Source organism: Wolbachia endosymbiont of Cantharis cryptica, from assembly GCF_964277405.1.
Taxonomy (GTDB): Bacteria; Pseudomonadota; Alphaproteobacteria; order Rickettsiales; family Anaplasmataceae; genus Wolbachia.
Map to the genome: position 1 here is coordinate 322,505 of NZ_OZ195521.1, position 19,447 is coordinate 341,951.

The 19,447-nt window shown below is 34.0% G+C and carries 15 protein-coding genes, 1 tRNA gene and 3 pseudogenes; 15 read left to right on the forward strand and 4 right to left on the reverse strand.

Translation table 11 applies throughout. The annotated features are described in order from the left end of the window. Positions 1–61: 61 nt before the first annotated feature. Positions 62–1,436 (forward strand): annotated as a pseudogene (gene tnpC / locus ACICP6_RS01550) (IS66 family transposase). A 255-nt stretch (positions 1,437–1,691) separates the two neighbouring features. Then, on the forward strand, positions 1,692–3,077 hold the full coding sequence (gene lpdA, locus ACICP6_RS01555; protein WP_395463343.1) for a dihydrolipoyl dehydrogenase: 1,386 nt from the start codon (positions 1,692–1,694) through the stop codon (positions 3,075–3,077). On the opposite strand, the gene ACICP6_RS01560 is transcribed toward lpdA, so the two are convergent. Both ACICP6_RS01560 and ACICP6_RS01565 read right to left on the reverse strand, forming a co-directional pair. Further along, on the reverse strand, positions 3,074–3,211 hold the full coding sequence (locus tag ACICP6_RS01560; RefSeq protein WP_395463344.1) for a hypothetical protein: 138 nt from the start codon (positions 3,209–3,211) through the stop codon (positions 3,074–3,076). The two genes, lpdA and ACICP6_RS01560, sit on opposite strands and share 4 nt — an antisense overlap. Then, on the reverse strand, positions 3,208–3,531 hold the full coding sequence (locus tag ACICP6_RS01565) for a hypothetical protein (protein WP_395463345.1): 324 nt from the start codon (positions 3,529–3,531) through the stop codon (positions 3,208–3,210). Before ACICP6_RS01565 ends, ACICP6_RS01560 begins: the two co-directional genes overlap by 4 nt. Before the next feature lie 92 nt (positions 3,532–3,623). Between ACICP6_RS01565 and murG the strand changes: the two genes are divergently transcribed. Then, positions 3,624–4,679 carry an undecaprenyldiphospho-muramoylpentapeptide beta-N-acetylglucosaminyltransferase gene (murG, locus tag ACICP6_RS01570; protein WP_395463346.1) on the forward strand — a complete coding sequence of 352 codons (1,056 nt, stop codon included), beginning with the start codon at positions 3,624–3,626 and terminating at the stop codon, positions 4,677–4,679. Here the strand turns inward: murG and gshB are convergent. Then, on the reverse strand, positions 4,664–5,599 hold the full coding sequence (gene gshB / locus ACICP6_RS01575) for a glutathione synthase (protein WP_395463347.1): 936 nt from the start codon (positions 5,597–5,599) through the stop codon (positions 4,664–4,666). The two genes, murG and gshB, sit on opposite strands and share 16 nt — an antisense overlap. Positions 5,600–5,648: 49 nt before the next feature. Continuing rightward, positions 5,649–6,245: a BON domain-containing protein gene (locus ACICP6_RS01580; protein WP_395463634.1), complete on the reverse strand. Its 597-nt coding sequence runs from the start codon at positions 6,243–6,245 to the stop codon at positions 5,649–5,651. Positions 6,246–6,388: 143 nt separating this feature from the next. Between ACICP6_RS01580 and ACICP6_RS01585 the strand changes: the two are divergent. The 12 genes and pseudogenes from ACICP6_RS01585 (at position 6,389) to rpsT (ending at position 19,439) form a co-directional block, all read left to right on the forward strand. Then, positions 6,389–7,157: pseudogene (locus ACICP6_RS01585) on the forward strand (IS5 family transposase). A 69-nt stretch (positions 7,158–7,226) separates the two neighbouring features. Next, positions 7,227–7,308, forward strand: a tRNA-Leu gene (locus tag ACICP6_RS01590). Positions 7,309–7,466: 158 nt separating this feature from the next. Then, positions 7,467–8,810, forward strand: a complete 1,344-nt coding sequence (tig, locus tag ACICP6_RS01595; protein WP_395463348.1) for a trigger factor — start codon at positions 7,467–7,469, stop codon at positions 8,808–8,810. An 11-nt stretch (positions 8,811–8,821) separates the two neighbouring features. Then, positions 8,822–9,447 (forward strand): annotated as a pseudogene (gene clpP / locus ACICP6_RS01600) (ATP-dependent Clp endopeptidase proteolytic subunit ClpP). Then, positions 9,447–10,724 carry an ATP-dependent Clp protease ATP-binding subunit ClpX gene (clpX, locus tag ACICP6_RS01605; RefSeq protein WP_395463349.1) on the forward strand — a complete coding sequence of 426 codons (1,278 nt, stop codon included), beginning with the start codon at positions 9,447–9,449 and terminating at the stop codon, positions 10,722–10,724. The pseudogene clpP and the gene clpX overlap by 1 nt, the downstream one beginning before the upstream one ends. A gap of 15 nt (positions 10,725–10,739) precedes the next feature. Then, the gene (lon, locus tag ACICP6_RS01610; RefSeq protein ID WP_395463350.1) at positions 10,740–13,199 is read left to right on the forward strand and encodes an endopeptidase La; all 2,460 of its coding nucleotides are present in this window, start codon (positions 10,740–10,742) and stop codon (positions 13,197–13,199) included. Positions 13,200–13,801: 602 nt separating this feature from the next. Further along, a complete protein-coding gene (locus ACICP6_RS01615; RefSeq protein ID WP_395463351.1) occupies positions 13,802–14,875 on the forward strand; it encodes an AI-2E family transporter in 1,074 nt (357 codons plus the stop codon). Positions 14,876–14,987: 112 nt separating this feature from the next. Continuing rightward, positions 14,988–15,632, forward strand: a complete 645-nt coding sequence (locus ACICP6_RS01620; RefSeq protein WP_395463352.1) for a DnaA ATPase domain-containing protein — start codon at positions 14,988–14,990, stop codon at positions 15,630–15,632. A gap of 90 nt (positions 15,633–15,722) precedes the next feature. Continuing rightward, positions 15,723–16,512, forward strand: a protein-coding gene (locus tag ACICP6_RS01625) for an IS5 family transposase (protein ID WP_395462624.1) whose coding sequence is annotated in 2 segments (ribosomal slippage) — positions 15,723–15,983 and positions 15,985–16,512 — 789 coding nt in all. Because the reading frame shifts where the segments join, the coding sequence is not laid out codon by codon here. A gap of 839 nt (positions 16,513–17,351) precedes the next feature. Beyond that, entirely contained in the window at positions 17,352–18,338 is a 987-nt protein-coding gene (locus ACICP6_RS01630) for a tyrosine-type recombinase/integrase (protein WP_395463353.1), read from the forward strand. Between the two features lie 55 nt (positions 18,339–18,393). Next, positions 18,394–19,119, forward strand: coding sequence for a lysophospholipid acyltransferase family protein (locus tag ACICP6_RS01635; RefSeq protein ID WP_395463354.1), 726 nt, complete (start codon positions 18,394–18,396; stop codon positions 19,117–19,119). Positions 19,120–19,169: 50 nt separating this feature from the next. Continuing rightward, positions 19,170–19,439, forward strand: a complete 270-nt coding sequence (rpsT, locus tag ACICP6_RS01640) for a 30S ribosomal protein S20 (RefSeq protein WP_395463355.1) — start codon at positions 19,170–19,172, stop codon at positions 19,437–19,439. Positions 19,440–19,447: the final 8 nt, after the last annotated feature.

Genomic DNA, 19,447 nt, shown 5'->3' on the forward strand with positions numbered 1-19,447 from the left:
GCGGCAAAACAGATAGACAAGGCGTGATAAAAAGATAATCATAGAGGAAACGTGATGCAATATGGTTAATCTTGTAGAACTTTGCAAAAATCTAGAGCCGAAAATAGAAAAGCTAGAAGCAAAGATAGAAAGATTGGAAAGAGAGAATGAAAGTCTAAAAGCGGAGAATAAGGCTTCAAAGATAGAGAACGCTGAGTTGAAAGAGAGGCTAGGTTTAAATTCAAAAAATTCATCTCTGCCAAGCTCTAAAGAATTAAAAAAAATAAAAAAGAATAAGCCAAAAAGCAAAAGGAACATTGGCGGTCAGGTAGGGCACAAAGGCAATTATCGAGCTAGAATGGGAGCAAATGAGGTGATAAGGGTAGAGTTATCATCTACTTGCGAATGCGGAGGAGAGATTGCAATATGTGAGAAACCATACATTCATCAGAAAGTAGATCTGCCAGAAATGAAGCCTTATGTAGTAGAATATCAACTGGAACAAGGACGCTGTAGGAAATGCGGAAAAAGAAGAAGCAGCAAGTTACCAGAAGGTGTTACGCCAGATACATTTGGTCCAAGAGTTAAGTCAGTAGTTGCAGCATTAAGTGGGTTTTACAAGAATTCAAAGCGTGAAGTGGCTGGCATCATAAATGACATTTTTAATTTGAACATAAGTGTTGGGAGCATATCAAACAGTGAGCATAGAGTTGCATCAAAATGTAAAAAAACGTATGAGCAAATCGAACAAGAAATAAGCAGAAGTAGGGTTTTGCATATCGACGAAACTGGCCATTACAACAAAGGTAAACTTGGCTGGTGCTGGATGTTCGCAAGCAATAAGGCAAGTTTTGTAAAATTAACAGAGTCAAGAGGAATGAAGGTTTTACAAAATAGTGTATGCTGCGATCGTAATAGCTTGGTAATAACTGACAGGTACGCAGCATATAATTATTTTGCTGATGAAAAAAGGCAAATCTGTTGGGCACATTTATCAAGGGATTTTGAAAGATTAGCGTATAGTTGGAATATTGAAGTTAAAGTCTTGGGCTGTTATTTAAAAGATGTTGCTGCCGAGTTGTTTGCACTAAAAAAAGCTTTACTAAAAAGCGAGATGGATGTTTTAAGATTTGCCAGACGTGCCAGAAAGTTGCGAAAACGTACAAGGTATTACTTGAAGGAGGTATCCCACTTACCTGAAGCAATTGGAGCGTCTCGAGTTGCAAAAAATATTTTAAAATCTGAAAGAATGATGTGGAATTTTTTGAATGATCCAGAGAACATTCCACTAACTAACAACCATGCTGAACGGCAAATTCGGCATTATGTCGTTTACCGTAAAAACTCATATTTTACACAATCAAAGCGGGGAAATGCATTTCTTGAGCGAATAATTTCGTTATACTTAACGTGGAAACAAAAGGCCTTTCCAAAACCTCCTATCTATTGTTTCTTGAACCACTCCCCTGAACGGATACAAAAATTAAACAATAGTACGCCAAATACAAGTTTCCTTGTCGTTTTAATCTGCAGATTGCGAAGTTAAATAAAATAGCTTCACTTCCATGATAAGAGGACTGGCGGAGTTTGTCAAGCGGTTTTTGCATTCAGATTTTCCTGTTTTTATGGCTTAGATGCCACTTGGATGACAGGCCATTGATCATACGGGTTCCTTCTGCTATATATAATCTTTTTGAATACGAAGAAAACTGATGAGTGAGTATGATATTACAGTTGTAGGTAGCGGTCCTGGTGGTTATATAGCAGCAATTAGAGCGGCACAGCTTGGGTTTAAAACTGCAATTGTTGAAAAAGAGAAAAATTTAGGCGGTATATGCTTAAATTGGGGATGTATACCAACAAAGTCGCTACTTAGGGCGTCTGAGGTTTATGGTCTAATAAAAAGATCAGAGGGATTTGGTATAAAAGTAAAAGATGCAAGTTTTGATATACAATCAATAGTGAAATATTCAAGAAACGTTGTTGGTAAATTATCAAGTGGTGTTGCGTATTTAATGAAAAAAAACAACATCAAAGTTCATCAAGGCTTCGGTAAACTTGCAGGCAATAGCACTATAAAAGTTGTTAGCGATAAGGAAGAACAAGAAATTGTTTCCAAGCATATTATTTTAGCAACAGGCGTTAGGGCGCGAAATCTGCCTGGAATAGAGGCAGATGGAGGTTTAATATGGAATGCGCAGCATGCTATGATGCCAGACAAATTACCAAAATCGCTACTAATTATAGGCTCTGGTGCGATTGGAATAGAATTTGCAAGTTTTTATAGTACTTTGGGGGTTGATGTAACAATCATAGAGATAAAAGACACTATTTTGCCGCTGGAAGATAAAGACATTTCAGGCTTAGCAGAAGAAATATTCACAAAGCAGGGAATAAAAATATATACAAACAGTAGCGTAAAAGCTCTTACTAAAAGTAAAGACTCTGCTCAAGTGCTACTAAGTAGTGGTGAGAGCAAAGAATTTGATAGAGTAATTGTTGCCGTTGGCATTCAAGCAAACACTGAAAATATAGGACTCGAAAATACAAAAATTAAACTAAATTCCTCTGGTTTTATTGAGACAAATGAGTGGTATGAAACAGGTGAATCAAATGTATATGCAATAGGTGATGTAGCTGGTCCACCATGTTTAGCACATAAAGCAAGTCATGAAGCTGTGATCTGCATTGAAAAGATTGCTGGTAAAAATGTCCATGTGTTAAAAAAAGAATGCATACCAAACTGCACCTATTCACACCCACAAATAGCAAGCATTGGCCTTACTGAGGAACAGGCAATAAAAAATGGATATGATATAAAAATAGGAAAGTTTCACTCTAACTTTAATGGTAAATCTATTGCACTCAGCGAAACCGAAGGCTTAGTGAAAACGATTATAGATAAGAAAACCGGAGAGATTCTGGGTAGCCACATGATAGGAGCAGAAGTAACGGAGTTAATTAGCAATTTCGCTCTCGCAAAGCAACTAGAAGGAACAGACTCTGACATAAAATCTACAATCTTTCCTCACCCAACCATTTCAGAGATGATACACGAATCAGTCCTTGCGTCGAATGATGAATCGTTGAATAGTTAACCACCAATCTGTGGCCCATCTTTTTCTTGCTCAGCTCCAGATGGAGTGTAACCTGGAGTATTAATTCCAATAGATTGATTGCCAGCATCAGGCTTCTGTCCCAATTCTTGCAATCCCTTAGCTGCTTCTTTCACTTCCTGCTTTGCCTTTGGAGAAAGATCTTCTGGTCTTTTTCAGTAACTTGTTCTACTCCTGTTCCTTGATTACCCGATGAATTTAGCCATTCGTTCTGTAGGTCACTTCCTCGTTGATCGGTTTCTTTTCCTCTATGCCCTTGCTGAAGCATATCAAAAATCGCATAGGCAATACCTTTAATGAAATTAACAATATCTTTTAATAATCCTCTACCACTTCTTCCTGCTTCTTGTCCTTGATCTACTTCAGCTTTAATAGAAACTTTTTGCTTGTGAAGTTCATTTTCCATCTCAGATTCTTTTTCGTTACTTTTAGGCATTTTCAACTCAACTGTTACAAAGCTTGATAAAATTCTACGTGCAAATTATTAAGTAATGATTAATAATCTAGCATTAATTTGTTATTTTGTGAATGGATATTATTCTAGCAACAGGTGGCACGGGTGGACACATTTTTCCAGCTATCACCTTAGCGAAAGCATTAAAGACACAAGGATACAGTTGCATATTATTCATTGATAAAAAAACAAATAAAAATACCGACGTAGAAAGCTATACCTTACCATTACATAAACCAAGCAGCAGCAAATTTAAGTTTTTCCTTTTGTTAACATATAGCTGTGTATTAGCACTATATCAAATAAGGAAATTAAAACCAAAACTAGTCATTGGTTTTGGTAGTTATGCTTCTTTTCCAACTCTTCTTGCAGCAAAGATGCTCTCTATACCTATAATTTTGCATGAACAAAATACAGTTTTAGGGAGAGTAAATAGATTCTTTTTCAAAAGTGCAAAATTAGTTGCAACTAGCTTTCCAGAGACTAAATATGTAAAGGGCAATAAATGTATTTTTACAGGAAATTTTGTTAATATAAAGGCACAAGAGTATTCTATGCTTCTTTTCCCTGTCGTTCCAGCGCGTGACGCTGGAATCTGCATATTAATTGTAGCGGGCAGCCAAGGTGCAAATTTTTTTGATGATGTAGTGAGCAGCGTAATTTATAATTTACCCATCGAAATAAAAAAGAAAATTAGAGTAGTGCAGCAATGCACGAAAAAAAATATAAACATGATTGAGAATCAATATAAAAAAGAAAAAATCAATTATGAATTAAGTGAATTTTTTGATGATATAAAAAGTAGATTAACCAGTGCTCACTTGGTAATTAGCAGAGCAGGAGCAACTTCAATAGCAGAGATCACTCTTGCTAAACGCCCTGCTATATATATTCCTTATCCACACTCAAAAGATAATCATCAATTTTATAATGCAAGATATATTGAAGATTCGAGAGCAGCTGTAATAGTTGAGCAAAATAGTGAAGCAAAAAAAAATCTGACAGGGTCGCTGGTTGATTTGTTAGAAAATTCTCAAAAATTGCGTGATATGGCCAGTAATACTAAGAAAACAAGGATAAAAAATGGGGTTACTAAGTTTATTAAGGTAATAGCTCACGAACTTAGTTGACGAATATGGCTGCTTGCTTTTTCTTCAAATACATCCCACAGGTCTTTTTCTAGTGATATATTATATAGTTTATTGATATAAACTACTCCTGTAGGTGAAGTTGTGTTAATTTCGAGAAGGAAGTCATCTATAATATCAATACCAACAAATATTAGCCCTCTTTTCTTTAATTCAGGACCAATTTTATTACATATTTCATTGTCTCTATCGTTCATTCGAGCGGGCTCAAAACTTGCTCCAAGTCGCACATTTGTTCTGATCTCTCCACTAACTTTTGGAACTCTCTTCATTATTCCAATTGGTTGACCATCTAGTAACAATATTCTTTTATCTTTATCTATGTTTTTACAAAATGCTTGTGCAATTACAGGACATTCATATTTTGCAATCATAAGTTCGACTACTACTTGAATACTATTCTCGTCTTGCATTCTTATCACATCGTTTCCTCCATAGCTATACAATGGCTTCAGAATAATATCTTTATAGTTATGGTAAAAATCTCTAATCATCGATATATTCTCAGTAATCAAAGTCGGTGGAGTTAGCTCTGGAAATAATGAAGTGATTAATTTTTCAGGACAATTTCTTATTTCTGTTGGATTGTTAATTACCAATGCGCTAGTTTTTTCTAAAATATAGGTTGTTGTAATGTAACGCATATCAAAAGGTGGATCCTGTCTGATAAATATGATGTCCATTTCGTTCAAATTGATAGCTACATCTTTTTTGGAAATGAAACTATGATCATCAACACTGACTTTCTGGGCAAGAGTGATTGGCTGGTTTAACTTTAGTGCTAAATTGCTAGGAGCATAGACGAAAACTTCGTACTTCCTCCTTTGTGCCTCTTTTATTAATGCAAATGTAGTGTCAGTTTCAAAGTTTATATTTTCATCCATTTGAAAAGCTACTCTCATTTGCATATCCTCTTTTACACAAAAATTGCCATTAGAAACTCAGTTTTCATTAATGACGTAACTTGCTGTGTCTATATCGCACATAACTTACAACTTGTTTTACTCCCTTTACTTTTCTTGCAATTGATATTACAGCTTTTAGTTCCGCTTTATTTTGAGCTATACCCATCAAATAAACAACTCTATCAACCGTATTAACGCTATAATTAATTGATTTGATATTTCTTTTCCCCAGAAGTCTTGTTCTTATTTCCGCTGTTATCATGCCATCTATAGTGGTGTCGAGCATGGAAGTCGTTTGAATTGGTGTTACTCTTATTTCATTTATCACTTCTTTAACTTCTTTTTGCTGCCAAGCTATTTTTTCTGCTGTGAGTTGTTTTTCGGGAGTATCAACGTTTCCGATAAGCAATACTCTTCCTTCACTTATTTTAACCATTATAGATGAAAATAGTCCATGTTTTAAGAGCCCCTTATTGATTCTGATTACCATAGTTGTATCATCGACAATATTTCCCAAGGATTTATCTTGCATTGTTATTGCTGTAGCCGTTGCTGTAGCCACTACACTACCTATTATAAGAGGCGTGCATCCACTTTGTGTAATCAAAAAAATTGCGAGTAAGAGGCTTGTTATTAGTCTCATCATTGATTTTCAGGGTTTAGAGCTTTCATTAAGAAATGTTAATAAGCTTTTTTGATTGTGTAAATACCATAAGTTCAGTAAGAACCTGTTCATAATCTCAAAAAAGTGATAAACTGTGAGATGATATATATGAATAAGAATATATGAGAAATTTATACCCAAGTGACATAAGTCGAGAACAATTTCATACCAATTCTGGAGAGTAGCAGGAAGAAAACAAAACCAAGAAAACTTGATTTGTATGATGTGTTTTGTGCAGTGCTGTACGTCCTAAAAAGTGGCTGCCAGTCTGCCAAAAGATTTTCCAAAATGGCGAAGTTGTTACGACTATTTTAAAAAATGGAGTGAAAAACCAAGCGAAGATACAGAAAGTACTTTGGAACGTGTATTAAAAAAAATTAGTTGGAGAGACACGTATCAGCAATGGTCGGAAAGAAAGAACTAGTTTTTGTATAATTGATGCTCAGAGCGTAAAAAATGCAGATACTGCTGAAAATAAGGGCTACGATGCAGGTAAAAAAATTTCAGGGCCATATTGCAGTAGATACACAAGGTTTACCACACGCGATTTATGTAACAACGGCAGAAGCAACCGACCGCAGCAGTGCCGTGAGAATGGTCGAAAATGCTAAAGAAAACCTCTCTGAGGTTAAAAACATACTTGTTGATGCAGGCTACACTGGAGAAAATTTTGCAACACAAATAAAAGCAACTATTGGTTCGACTGTCGAAGTAATAAAGCGAAGTGAATTACACACCTTTGTTGTACTGCCAAAAAGATGGGTTGTTGAGCGCTCTTTTGCTTGGTTGGAAAAATGCAGGCGATTGTGGAAAAACTGTGAGCGGAAACTCAACACTAGCTTACAAATGGTCGTTCTTGCTTTCACTTCTTTACTCCTTAAAAGATTATGAACAGGTTCTAAGACTTTAAACCTTGAATATTTTAATAGGATACCTATAATGGGGTACTGAAGATTTTTTGCGGATATGGCGAAATTGGTAGACGTGCCAGGTTTAGGTCCTGGTGAGCTTGCTCGTGGGGGTTCAAGTCCCTCTATCCGCACTTAAAGTCATATAACTTAGGTTTTAAGGAAAAATTTATAATCACTTAATAGACTTTTGTTTGTGTAAAAAACCCGTTCTTAAGGATTGTATTTAACTTGAATTCTGGTAGAATGGCTTTATTAAGATATGAATTAAAATATTGATGAATGGATTGTAATGTCTAATAATATACCTCAAAATATAGTCGAAGTAGATACGTCAAGTAGCATATATACCTACAGAGAGCTTAGTATAGATAAACTAAAGCATGAATATGAAATCACAGTTAGTAGTGATTATATAGAACAAAAGGTAAATTCTAGATTACAAGAAGTGGCAAAAAATGCAAAATTGCCTGGATTTAGGTCTGGAAAGATGCCCTACGATCTTGTTGTTACAAATTATAAAAACGAAGCTTTAGAATATGTGGTAAATAGTACAATTGACTATTGCTCAAGCGATTTAATGAAAAAAATTGAAGTCAAGTCTCACATTTATCCTAAGGTTGATGTTATATCATTACCAGATCTGGATAAAGAGGATGAAAAGGGTAATTTTGTATACAAACTATCTTTTGAATCGATGCCGGAAGTGTCAGTAATAGATCTTGATAAAATAAATCTGAAGAGAGTTGAAGCAAAGATTGAAGAAGGAGACATAAAAGAATTTATTGATTCTATAAAAGCAAAATTTCCTAATTTTGTCTCTGTTGATGATACTTCTTATCAAGCAAAAAATGGAGATAAATTAATAGTTGACTTTGAAGGGCGGATTAGGAATAAGCTTTTTCAAGGTGGAAGTGATAAAAACTTTGAAGTTACTTTAGGATCTGGCACATTTATTAATGGTTTCGAAGATCAACTAATTGGCATGAAAAAAGGAGAAACAAAAAGTTTTAAGTTGAAATTTCCTGAAGACTACCAAGCCATTTCCCTTGCAGGACAGGAAGCTAATTTTTTTGTTCGAGTTAATAATATTAAGGTTGCCAAAGATTTTGGAAGTGATGATGAAGTAGCTAAGAGAATTGGGTTTGAAGATTGTTCTTCGCTAATAAATCATGCAAAAAAAATGATTGGTGATCAGTGTAAAGAAATGAGAGATCTCTTAATTAAGAAGGAGCTATTTGATTATTTAGATGCTAGTTATAGTTTTGATTTACCCACAGACTTAGTAAAACAGGAACAACAGAGAGTGGAAAGGGAGTTGAACTCTCAAAATGACCCTTGTAAAGAGGCTGAAAGACGTGTAAAGCTTGCAATGTTATTTATGAAGTTTAGTGCAGAACATAAAATATCATTAACTCAAAATGATATTTTAAATGTTATTGTAAATCAATATGTCAGTAGAAGTGTGCCACTTGATAGAGTATTAAAACATTTTCAGTCAGACAGACAATTTCAAGAGTTAGTTAGAGGGCAAGCTCTTGAACATAAAGTTACAGATTATATAATAGAAAAAGTTAATAAAGAAGAGCAGATTATTTCTGTAAAAGAGTTAAAGGAATTATTTAATAATATTTAGTAGGAAAAGGTATGACTCTTATACCAATTGTAATTGAGCAAACTAGTCGCGGTGAACGTGCTTATGACATATATTCGAGATTAGTAAAAGAAAGAATAATTTTTGTAACTGGTCCTATTGAGGACAACATGGCCAGTGTAATAGTAGCACAGCTTTTATATTTAGAATCGGAAAACCCTGATAAAGACATTTATATGTATATTAACTCACCAGGTGGTGTTGTAACTGCTGGTTTATCGATCTATGATACAATGCAGTACATAAAGCCAGATGTTTCAACTTTATGTATAGGTCAAGCTGCATCTATGGGCTCTTTATTACTTGCAGCCGGTACAGAAGGTAAGCGTTACTCTCTACCTCATTCAAGAATTATGGTACATCAGCCATCTGGTGGTTATCAAGGTCAGGCAACTGATATAGAAATACATGCTAATGAAATTTTGCGAGTTAAGAAAGAACTAAATCAGATTTATTGGAAACATACTGGGAATCCACTGAAGACAATTAAAACAATGATGGAAAGAGATAAATTCATGGATCCTGAAGAAGCAAGAAAAACTGGCTTAATTGACAGAGTAATAGCTGAGCGTAAAGATATTAAGATTGAAAATTAAAAGTTGAACGAAAGGTGAGTTAATGGATAACAATGATGATTTGCACTACTGTTCTTTTTGCAACAAAGCACAAAATGAAGTAGATAAATTGATTACTAATTCTTCAGATGGTTTGAAGGTGTTTATCTGTAACGAGTGCATAGAGTTATCTCATAAAGCGATAAGTCAAAAGAAAGGTGGATCTTTTAATTCAGATTATATATCTGATGTGAAGTTGTTACTAAAGAAGCCTGAGGATATAAGAAATTTTCTTAGCAAGCATGTTGTAGGTCAAGAACATGCACAACACGTTTTATCTGTAGCTATGTATAACCATTGTCAATCCATGGCACAATTTCATGCTATAAGTGATGTTGAAATCGAAAAATCGAATGTAATGCTCATTGGTCCCACTGGTTCTGGTAAAACTTTGCTAGCCAAAACACTTGCTAAAGTTTCAGATGTGCCGTTTGCTATGGCTGATGCGACAACTTTGACTGAAGCAGGTTATGTGGGTGATGATGTGGAGAGCGTATTGTCACGTCTATTGCAAGCTGCAAATTATGATGTCGCAAAGGCACAGCGTGGTATAGTGTTTATAGATGAAATAGACAAAATCACAAGAAAATCTGAAAGCACTTCGATAACCCGTGACGTTTCAGGTGAAGGAGTCCAGCAAGCTCTGCTTAAGATTATGGAAGGCACAGTTGCTTATGTTCCGCCACAAGGTGGGCGGAAACACCCACAACAAGAATTTATACAAGTAGATACTAATAACATACTGTTTATTTGTGGAGGAGCTTTTGAAGGCCTAGATAAGATCATTGAAGCAAGAAAGAAGGGAACATCAGTTGGTTTTGGAGCAGATATAAGTCAATCTAAAGAGCAAAGGAAAAAAAATGCTTTACATGATGTTCAACCTGAAGATTTAATCAAATTTGGTTTAATACCAGAATTCGTAGGGCGGGTTCCAATAACTGCTGTTTTAGATGAGTTAGATCATGAAGATTTAGTACATGTATTGATAGAGCCAAGAAATGCACTAATAAAACAATACAAAGCGTTGCTTGCATTTAGCAAAGTAAATCTTGAGTTTTCAGATGAAGCAATATCGGCTATTGCTGAAAAGGCTATGAGTTACAAAACAGGCGCAAGGATGTTACGTGCTGTTTTAGAGTCACTTTTGCTTGATGTTATGTATACAGCTGGAAACGGAGGTTTTGAGGGTAGTACAATAGTAATCACTAAGGAAATGGTAGAGTTAGGAAAAGCAGTGATTAATCATAGTAACAAGGGTGATGTTATAACAGTTAATGATTAATTTTAGGCATGTATTATGAACATTGAATGTGCTGTAGACTCTAGTTTTGCTACATTACCAGTATTACCTTTAAGGGATGTAGTAATTTTTCCAAATATAATAGTGCCCTTATTTATAGGTAGAGAAAAATCTATTAATGCACTAGAGTGTGCAATGAATAATAATAGTCATCGAAACGAGATTTTTCTTGTGGCACAGCAAGATGGCTCTATTGATAACCCAGAGCCAAAAGATCTTTATGAAGTAGGTGTGCTAGCAAATATTGTGCAACCATTAATAAAATTACCTGACAATGCAGTAAAAGTTGTAATCCAAGGAGTAAGCAGAGGAAAAGTTGTAGAGTATATTAACTCTCATACTTTATTACAGGCTAGGGTAGAGTTAGATAATCATCATGAATATGAGGAAGATGAGGATAATGTTGATCTGGAAGCTTTAAGGCGAGCTGTTATAAATGCGTTTGATAACTGGTGTAAATTGAACAAAAAAAATCAGCCTGAGATTATTATTAATCCCATTGAGCAAATCAAAGAAATTGATCAACTTGTAGACACGGTAATTTCATATTTAAATATAAAAGCATCAGATAAACAAAGCATACTTGAGACTTATGGCCAAGGAGAGCGTTTAAGAAAAACTTTTGCTTTTATTGAGAGAGAAATAAGCATTTTGAACGCACAAAACCGTTTATATAAAACAATTAAATCACAAGTTGAAAGCACTCAGAAAGTTTATTACCTTAATGAGCAATTGAAAGCTATACAGAAAGAATTAGGCGAATTTGAGAATGGAGATGAGGGAAATATACTTAATGAATTTGAAAAAAAGATAAATGAAACAAAACTTTCTCAGGAAGCAAGAGAGAAAGCTATGACTGATCTGAAGAGATACAAGAAAATGAATCCCATTTCACCTGAAGCTACAGTTATATCTAGTTACCTGCATTGGTTACTTGATTTACCATGGGGAAAGTACAAAGATGCAAAAATTAATTTAAATGCAGCTAAAAAAATCTTAGATGAAAACCATTATGGTATAGAGAAAGTAAAAGATAGAATAATAGAATTTTTAGCAGTATTAAAGAGAGTAAAAGAGATAAAAGGTCCTATACTTTGCTTAGTTGGACCACCTGGTGTTGGTAAAACTTCTTTAGCTAAGTCTATGGCGAGAGCAGTAGGGAGAGATTTTGTTCGCATAGCTCTTGGTGGTGTGCGTGATGAATCTGAAATACGTGGCCATAGGAAAACATATATTGGTTCAATGCCTGGTAAAATTATTCAACACATGAAAAAAGCTAATTCGTGCAACCCACTTTTTTTACTTGATGAAATAGATAAGATGGGTTCTGATTCACGTGGTGACCCTGCATCTGCATTACTTGAGGTTTTGGATACTGAGCACAATAAGCACTTTACAGACCATTACTTAGAAGTTGAATTTGATCTTTCAAGTGTAATGTTTGTAGCTACGGCAAACAGCTTAAATTTGCCACACCCTTTGCGTGATAGGATGGAAATTATACAATTATCTGGTTATACTGAAGATGAAAAAATTAGTATTGCTACACATCACCTCATTCCCAAATTAAAAAAAGAGCATGGTTTACGTCAGAAAGAATGGAATATAACTAATGATGCACTGTATGAGTTGATACGCTTATACACGCGTGAAAGTGGCGTCCGTAGTATGGAAAGGGAGCTTGCAAAGCTCATGAGAAAAGCAGTTAAAGAAATATTGACCGATAAAAATAAGAAAATATCCGTAGGGGTTGACAATTTACAAGACTATTTAGGGGTGCGTAAATATACCTTTGGTATTGCAGAAAATGAGAGTTTAGTAGGGGTAGTAACTGGACTCGCCTATACTGAAACAGGTGGTGATATTTTAATGATAGAATCAGTCCTGATTCCAGGCAAGGGGGAAATAAAATATACAGGAAAGCTTGGAGAGGTTATGCAAGAATCTATAAAGGCTGCGTATAGTTATATTCGATCAAATTGTCTATTTTTTGGTATAAAACCTGAAAAATTTCAAAATAATGATATACATTTGCATGTACTTGAGGGCGCTGTGCCAAAAGATGGCCCTTCTGCTGGCGGTGCGGTATGTACATCCATTGTTTCTCTCATGACAAATATATCAGTCAACAAAAGTGTTGCTATGACAGGTGAAGTGACATTGCGTGGTAGAGTTCTAGCTATTGGGGGCTTGAGAGAAAAGCTACTAGCAGCGCTCAGAGGATCAATCAAAACTGTTATTATACCTAGCGAAAATGAAAAGGATATGCAAGAAATCCCAGCAAATATTAAAGAAAGGATCAATGTAATTTTTGTCAAGAACATTGATGAAGTTATAAAAGTTGCTTTGATACAACCTACTATTCCAATCGAAAGCGATAGTAAAAGCAGTACACCATCTTCCTCTATAAAAAATAAAGACGATAATTTTCCTGAGTTAGAAACACTAAAGCATTAAAATGTAACTAAAATAATTTAAGTTTACCGAATACAAAAGTAGACTTCTTGCATAACCTAAAAAAAGGCAAAAGGAACCCTGTGATTATTTTCCGCTTTAAAGTACTGGCGTTTTTTATGTTTTAAACCCCTGACAAGAGAGATTCAGCCGCTTTTAATCGCTACTAACCTACGCTGCAAGTGTTTAAGAAGTTTACCAAGCAGAAAAAAAGACAAAGAAAACCCGAGTTAGCTAGTCCTTTACTATCTCTGTCGAGTATTGGCATTTTTTGATGTCTTGTAACGCTTTGTAAGCGCGTTCAGCTTATTTAGGTATAAACCTAGATGTAGATGAAGTTTTGTAAAGACATACAGTACCTATGTACTGCAAAAAATTGAACATAAGACGCCGATACCTTAAGTAATCCTTACCTTTTAATCTGCAGATTGGCGAAAGCAAATACAATAGCTTCACTTCCATGATAAAAGGACTGGCGGAGTTTGTCAAGTAAGTTTTTCCAACGCGCTGCCAAAAGTTTGTTATGCAAGAAGTCTATTATAAAATACCTTTAACATAGGCAAAATAAACTGTGTATTTTTCAATAAATTGACTATGCTAAAAGTATGCAAAAACGTCATATAACTATTTGTCTTATACTGCTTCTTATAATCGGCACACTATTTTTGGTGCGCCCTATGATTTTTCAGTGCTTAATATCTATCGTTGTTGCATATTTATTTAATCCACTAGTAGTAAAGTTTGAAAAATATAAAATACCGCGCTTATATTCTGTAATTTTTATAATATTTGTTCTGCTGATGGTTTTTGTATTAGCTGTTACATTTGTTTTACCTATTATATATGTTCAAGTTACCTCGATATTAAATTTTTTAGTAAGCAAAGCACCTTCATTAAACCTTAAAGTTATTCCATCCGTATTAGAATTTCTTAATATAAAAATAGGAGATGGTTTGTTTGATCACTTATCCAAAAACCTAGCAGAAAATTACGGCGATTATATATCTTATTTCACAAATGCTCTTAATATTGCCAGTAATTTTATAATCCAAGTGTTAAGCTCGAGCTTTAGCTTAATTCATGTAGTATCATTAGTGGTGATCACTCCGGTAATGTTCTTCTATATATTGCGTGATTGGCCTCTAATTGTAGCAAAAGCTAGTAGATTAGTTCCTGTTCCTTATAGAGAAGGAGTTGCAGATTATTTCTCAAAAGTGGATTTTATTATATCTAATTATCTAAAGGGACAGGTGAATGTGTGCATTGTCATGATAATCTTTTATTCTGTGGGCCTTAGTATAATCGGATTAAAACATTCTGTTGCTATTGGAGTTTTATCGGGGACACTAACATTTATACCTTATATAGGACCGTTATTATATACTATTATTGGATTTTTGAGCGCTGTAACTCAATTTAGTGGATGGTCTGAAAGCACTGCTGTTTTACTATTATTTTGTGTTGGACAGTTAATAGATGCAAATATACTGGTTCCTTTATTAATAGGAAAAAAAGTTCATATACATCCAGCTATAATTATTCTTGGAATTACTATATGTGCTTCATACTTTGGATTTACGGGTGTATTACTTTTTGTTCCAATAATAGCAATGTTTAATGTATCAGTAGGATATGCAATCGATAAATATCTTAAAAGTGAGTTTTATAAAAATGGCTAACAGATTTTTTGCATGACCAATTTATGATAAGGAGAAGTGAATTGTAGAATGTCCTGTGTACTTGCAAAAAGTGAGAAAATTTTAGCACAAAAATTACTGTCAAAGACGCAAGATGTTTAATGTACAATTAAATTTATTTAACAATAATCAAGCTGATTATTGTTGGCAAAACTATATCATTTTAGATGAAAATAAGAATGTATACAATTCAGTAATTGATGATTTATCTTGGAAATGTCTGATTCTCTTTGGGCCTAAAGGCTCTGGTAAAACTCATCTTGCTCACATTTGGCAATCGATAAACAATGCAATTTTTATCAATGTAAACAACTTTATAAGCGAGATTAGGTATAGCAACGCTTTTATTTTGGAAGATATACAAAATGTTCAAGATGAAGAAATGTTATTACATTGTTACAACTACATGAGAGAAAATGACAAGAGATTGCTAATTACTTCTTCAACTTCACCAAAAAGGCTTAATTTTAAATTGAAAGATTTAAGTTCTCGCATATTATCAACCGTCAGCGTAAAAATTCCACCTGCAAGTGAGGAATTATTGAGAATTATGTTAATAAAACGATTTTCAGATAAACAGTTGAAAATTGATTTGAAAGTGATTAATTACATTTTAGCAAGAATAGAGCGTTCTTTTTGCAGCGTTAATAAAATTATAGAGAAAATAGATGACGAATCTATGGGATCAAATATTACCATTCCTTTTATCAGCACTCTATTAAAAAAAGATACTATGTGATTCCTTTTTTTGCAGAGTATTTCTAAGAACCTGTTTAAAATCTCGAAAGGATAAGGTAAAATAGGGGTAGATTAAGAATGAGGTATATCTATGCGAAAAAGTTATCCAAGTGATATAAGTCGAGAGCAATTTGAAAAAATCAAACCAATTCTGGAGAGTAGCAGGAGGAAAACAAAACCAAGAAAACTTGATTTATATGATGTATTTTGTACAGTATTATACGTCCTAAAAAGTGGTTGCCAGTGGAGGATGTTGCCAAAAGATTTTCCAAGGTGGGAGAGCATATATTATTATTTTCAAATGTGGAATAAAAAGGATGGAGAAGAACCAAGTTTGTTGGAATTAGTTTTAAAAAAAATTAGTTGGAGAGGTCCGTATCAACAATGGTCGGAAAGAGAAAACCAGTTTCTGCATAATTGATGCTCAAAGCGTTAAAAACGCAGATACTGCTGAAAGAAAGGGTTATGATGCAGGTAAAAAGATTTCAGGTATAAAGCGTCATATCGCAGTTGATACACAGGGCTTGCCACATGCAATTCATATAACAACGGCAGAAGCAACTGATCGTAGCAGTGCTGTAAAAATGGTGGGAAATGCTAAAGAAAACCTCTCTGAAGTCAAAAATATACTCGTTGATGCTGGCTATACAGGAGAAAATTTTGCAACACAAATAAAAGTAACTATTGGTGCAGCTGTTGAGGTAATAAAACGAAGCGAATTACATACCTTTGCTGTATTGCCAAAAAGATGGGTTGTTGAGCGGTCTTTTGCTTGGTTGGAAAAATGCAGGCGATTGTGGAAAAACTGTGAGCGAAAACTCAATACTAGCCTACAAATGGTCGTTCTTTCCTTCGTTTCTCTCTTATTGCGAAGATTTTAAACAGGTTCTTAGACCTCTTGCATAACCTAAAAAAAAGCAAAAGAAACCCCGTGGTGGCCAGTTATTTACTTTTGTGTCGAAATATCGGCGTTTTTTTATTCTAAAACGCTTAATAAGTGCGACTTAGCTGCCTTTTAAGTGCAACTAACCTTAGCGATAAACGTTTAAGAAATTTACTAAGCAGAAAAAAAGGCAAATAAAACCCTAAGTAGCTAGTTATTCACTACCTATTTTATAAGTTGGCGTTTTTTAATGTCTTGTAACGCTTTTAAGCGCATTTTAGCTTATATTAGGTAAAAACCTAGAAGTTTTATAAAGACATAAGATGCACATAGTGCAAAAAATTAAACATGACACGCCAGATATACTAAGTTTTTTTGTCGTTTTATCTGCACAGACTGAAGATAAATAAATAGCTTCAGTACTATAATAAGAGGACTGGCGGAGTTTGTCAAGTCGTTTTTCCAACGCGTTGCCAAAAGTTTGTTATGCAAGAGGTCTATTGTATATACTAAAAATTTATTAACATCTATAACACTGATATAACTGAAATCTCCGCTTATTTATGCTAGAGCTATAAAAATGTTATGTTATAATAGGTATAATTAAATGCAACTAAGAAGTGGTATATTATAGTAGAGTGCACTTTGTAAGATGTTTTCTATAGATTTGGTGTTATAATTTAACCATGAGATCAAATCTAAAAAAAAAGTTAAAGCGAAGGTTTATTATACTTATCGTATTGGTAAATGTTTTATTTATCTCATATTTTTTAATAAGGAAGACGAGTGACATTTCCAATCAAATTATAGTCAAAGAAATAAATATAGGAGCTGATAATGAAAAATAAGCAGTTACAAGATAAAAAAGAAAATCTTTACATAACATATTACATAGATACTTTGGTGTCAGAAAGGTCTGCTACGCAAAATACTTTAGAAAGTTATTGTTCAGATTTACATCAACTGGAAGGTTTTTTATTAGAAAGCGGTACTACCTTAGTTGGTGCAAGCAAAACTAATATTAAAGATTATATGAGATTTCTATGCACACAAAAAAAATATAAAAGTAGTTCTATATCAAGAAAAATATCTGCTGTGAAAAATTTTTATAAGTGCCTACTTAATGATGGAATAATAGATTTTAATCCAGCCCCAGCTAATGATGATGAATTAAAAAACCCAAAAGTTTCTCGTCCTTTGCCCAGGTATTTAAGCGTTAAAGAAATGCTTTTGTTGATGGACACGGTTAGAAAATCAGCGAGCGAATCGAATAAAGAGATAAACAGTAAAAGGCTATGCGCTATTTTAGATATCCTTTACTCTTCTGGCATGCGTATTTCTGAACTAATCAGTATGAAGTTGTGTGAAGTGTCACATTTAGTGAACAGTAATGACAAAGAATGTTATATAATAATAAAAGGGAAAAGTGGTAAAGAAAGGCAAATCCTTTTTAATGAGCAAGCACTACAAAGCCTTAGAAATTATTTATCGATCCGTGATAACCTAATTTTTGACGGGAAGGAGTCTGATTGGTTATTTCCGGGTAATAAGCCTAATAAGCCGATTACAAGGCAGAGAATCGGCCAATTAATTAAGGAATTAGCGAAAAAATGCAATATTGATGAAAATAAAATCTCTCCACATGTGATTAGACATTCTTTTGCTACTCACCTACTGGATAGTGGGGCAAGTATTGTGCTGATACAGAAAGTTCTTGGCCATACTAGCCTTTCTACAACACAAATATATACTCATGTTGCCAACAAGAAATTAAAGGACAAATTAGCTGATTCACATCCTGTCACTCAGATGATCAATAATTAAACTTATTGTTTTTAATTTGTAGTAAAGTTAAACTCAAGTAAGTTTATCTGGGTTTGTGATTTCAAGTTTATTGTTTAATTTATTTCTTATATTGTGGGAAGTTTTCTATACTTTAATTGTTCTTCCTGTAATCCTCTTTCCTGCACGCATAGTAACTATCTTCCTCGTCTGTTCAGTAAGGGTTGTATTGCTCATGCTTCGTTTATTATGTGGAGTTGAATATGAAGTTAGGGGGATGGAAAATATTCCAAAGCAACCCTTTGTAATTGCCTCTAAACACCAATCTCCATTTGAAACATTTATTTTTATACTTTTATTTAGAAACGCAGTTTTTATTTTAAAACGTGAGCTGAAGTGGATTCCATTCGTTGGCTTGCATCTCATGGCGCTCAGAATGATTTTTATTAACCGCTCAGATGGTATCAGTTCTATACGCCATATCATTAAATCAGCAAAAATGCGTATAAAAGAAAATAGAAGCATAATAATATTTCCTGAAGGCACAAGAACAGCTATAAACCAAAATATAAAATATCAACCAGGTATTGCTGCTTTATATAGCGTATTATCTGTTCCCGTATCACCGGTAGCTTTAAACACTGGTTTGTTTTGGCCCAAAAGTATACTTTCCCTAAGAAAGAATCCAGGAAAGGCGATAATAGAGATATTGCCTCCAATATATCCTGGATTAAGCAAGGATGAATTCTTGAAAAATTTAGAAAAAACTATTGAAGAGAAAAGTAGCAAATTAACTGCAGAAAAAACTAGTATTGCAAATTAGTGAAAAAATTTTATAATAAGAAAAGAGTACAGTGTTTTAGGTATTAATATATGGCAAATCATAAGAGTGCTAAAAAAATGATAAAGGTAATAGCAAAGCGTACTTTAATAAATAAAATGCGCAAAAGTAAAACTCGCACTGCTGTTAGGAATTTGGTTGATATAATTAAGTCTGGCGACAAAGAAAATGTCATTTTAGCATTTCGAAATGCTGAATCTAATTTACACAAGTGTGTGAATAAAGGTGTTATTCATAAAAACACTGCTGCACGTAAAATAAGTAGCTTAAATGCAAAAGTAAAAGCATTGATGACTGCTTAGTGTGGTCA

Coding starts and splice junctions, on each gene's coding strand:
- ACICP6_RS01620 (WP_395463352.1), top strand. CDS start 14,988: ATGTTTAATGTACAATTAAATTTATTTAACAATAATCAAGCTGATTAT.
- gshB (WP_395463347.1), bottom strand. CDS start 5,599: ATGAGAGTAGCTTTTCAAATGGATGAAAATATAAACTTTGAAACTGAC.
- ACICP6_RS01615 (WP_395463351.1), top strand. CDS start 13,802: ATGCAAAAACGTCATATAACTATTTGTCTTATACTGCTTCTTATAATC.
- rpsT (WP_395463355.1), top strand. CDS start 19,170: ATGGCAAATCATAAGAGTGCTAAAAAAATGATAAAGGTAATAGCAAAG.
- clpX (WP_395463349.1), top strand. CDS start 9,447: ATGGATAACAATGATGATTTGCACTACTGTTCTTTTTGCAACAAAGCA.
- lpdA (WP_395463343.1), top strand. CDS start 1,692: ATGAGTGAGTATGATATTACAGTTGTAGGTAGCGGTCCTGGTGGTTAT.
- murG (WP_395463346.1), top strand. CDS start 3,624: ATGGATATTATTCTAGCAACAGGTGGCACGGGTGGACACATTTTTCCA.
- tig (WP_395463348.1), top strand. CDS start 7,467: ATGTCTAATAATATACCTCAAAATATAGTCGAAGTAGATACGTCAAGT.
- ACICP6_RS01630 (WP_395463353.1), top strand. CDS start 17,352: ATGAAAAATAAGCAGTTACAAGATAAAAAAGAAAATCTTTACATAACA.
- lon (WP_395463350.1), top strand. CDS start 10,740: ATGAACATTGAATGTGCTGTAGACTCTAGTTTTGCTACATTACCAGTA.
- ACICP6_RS01580 (WP_395463634.1), bottom strand. CDS start 6,245: ATGAGACTAATAACAAGCCTCTTACTCGCAATTTTTTTGATTACACAA.
- ACICP6_RS01565 (WP_395463345.1), bottom strand. CDS start 3,531: ATGCCTAAAAGTAACGAAAAAGAATCTGAGATGGAAAATGAACTTCAC.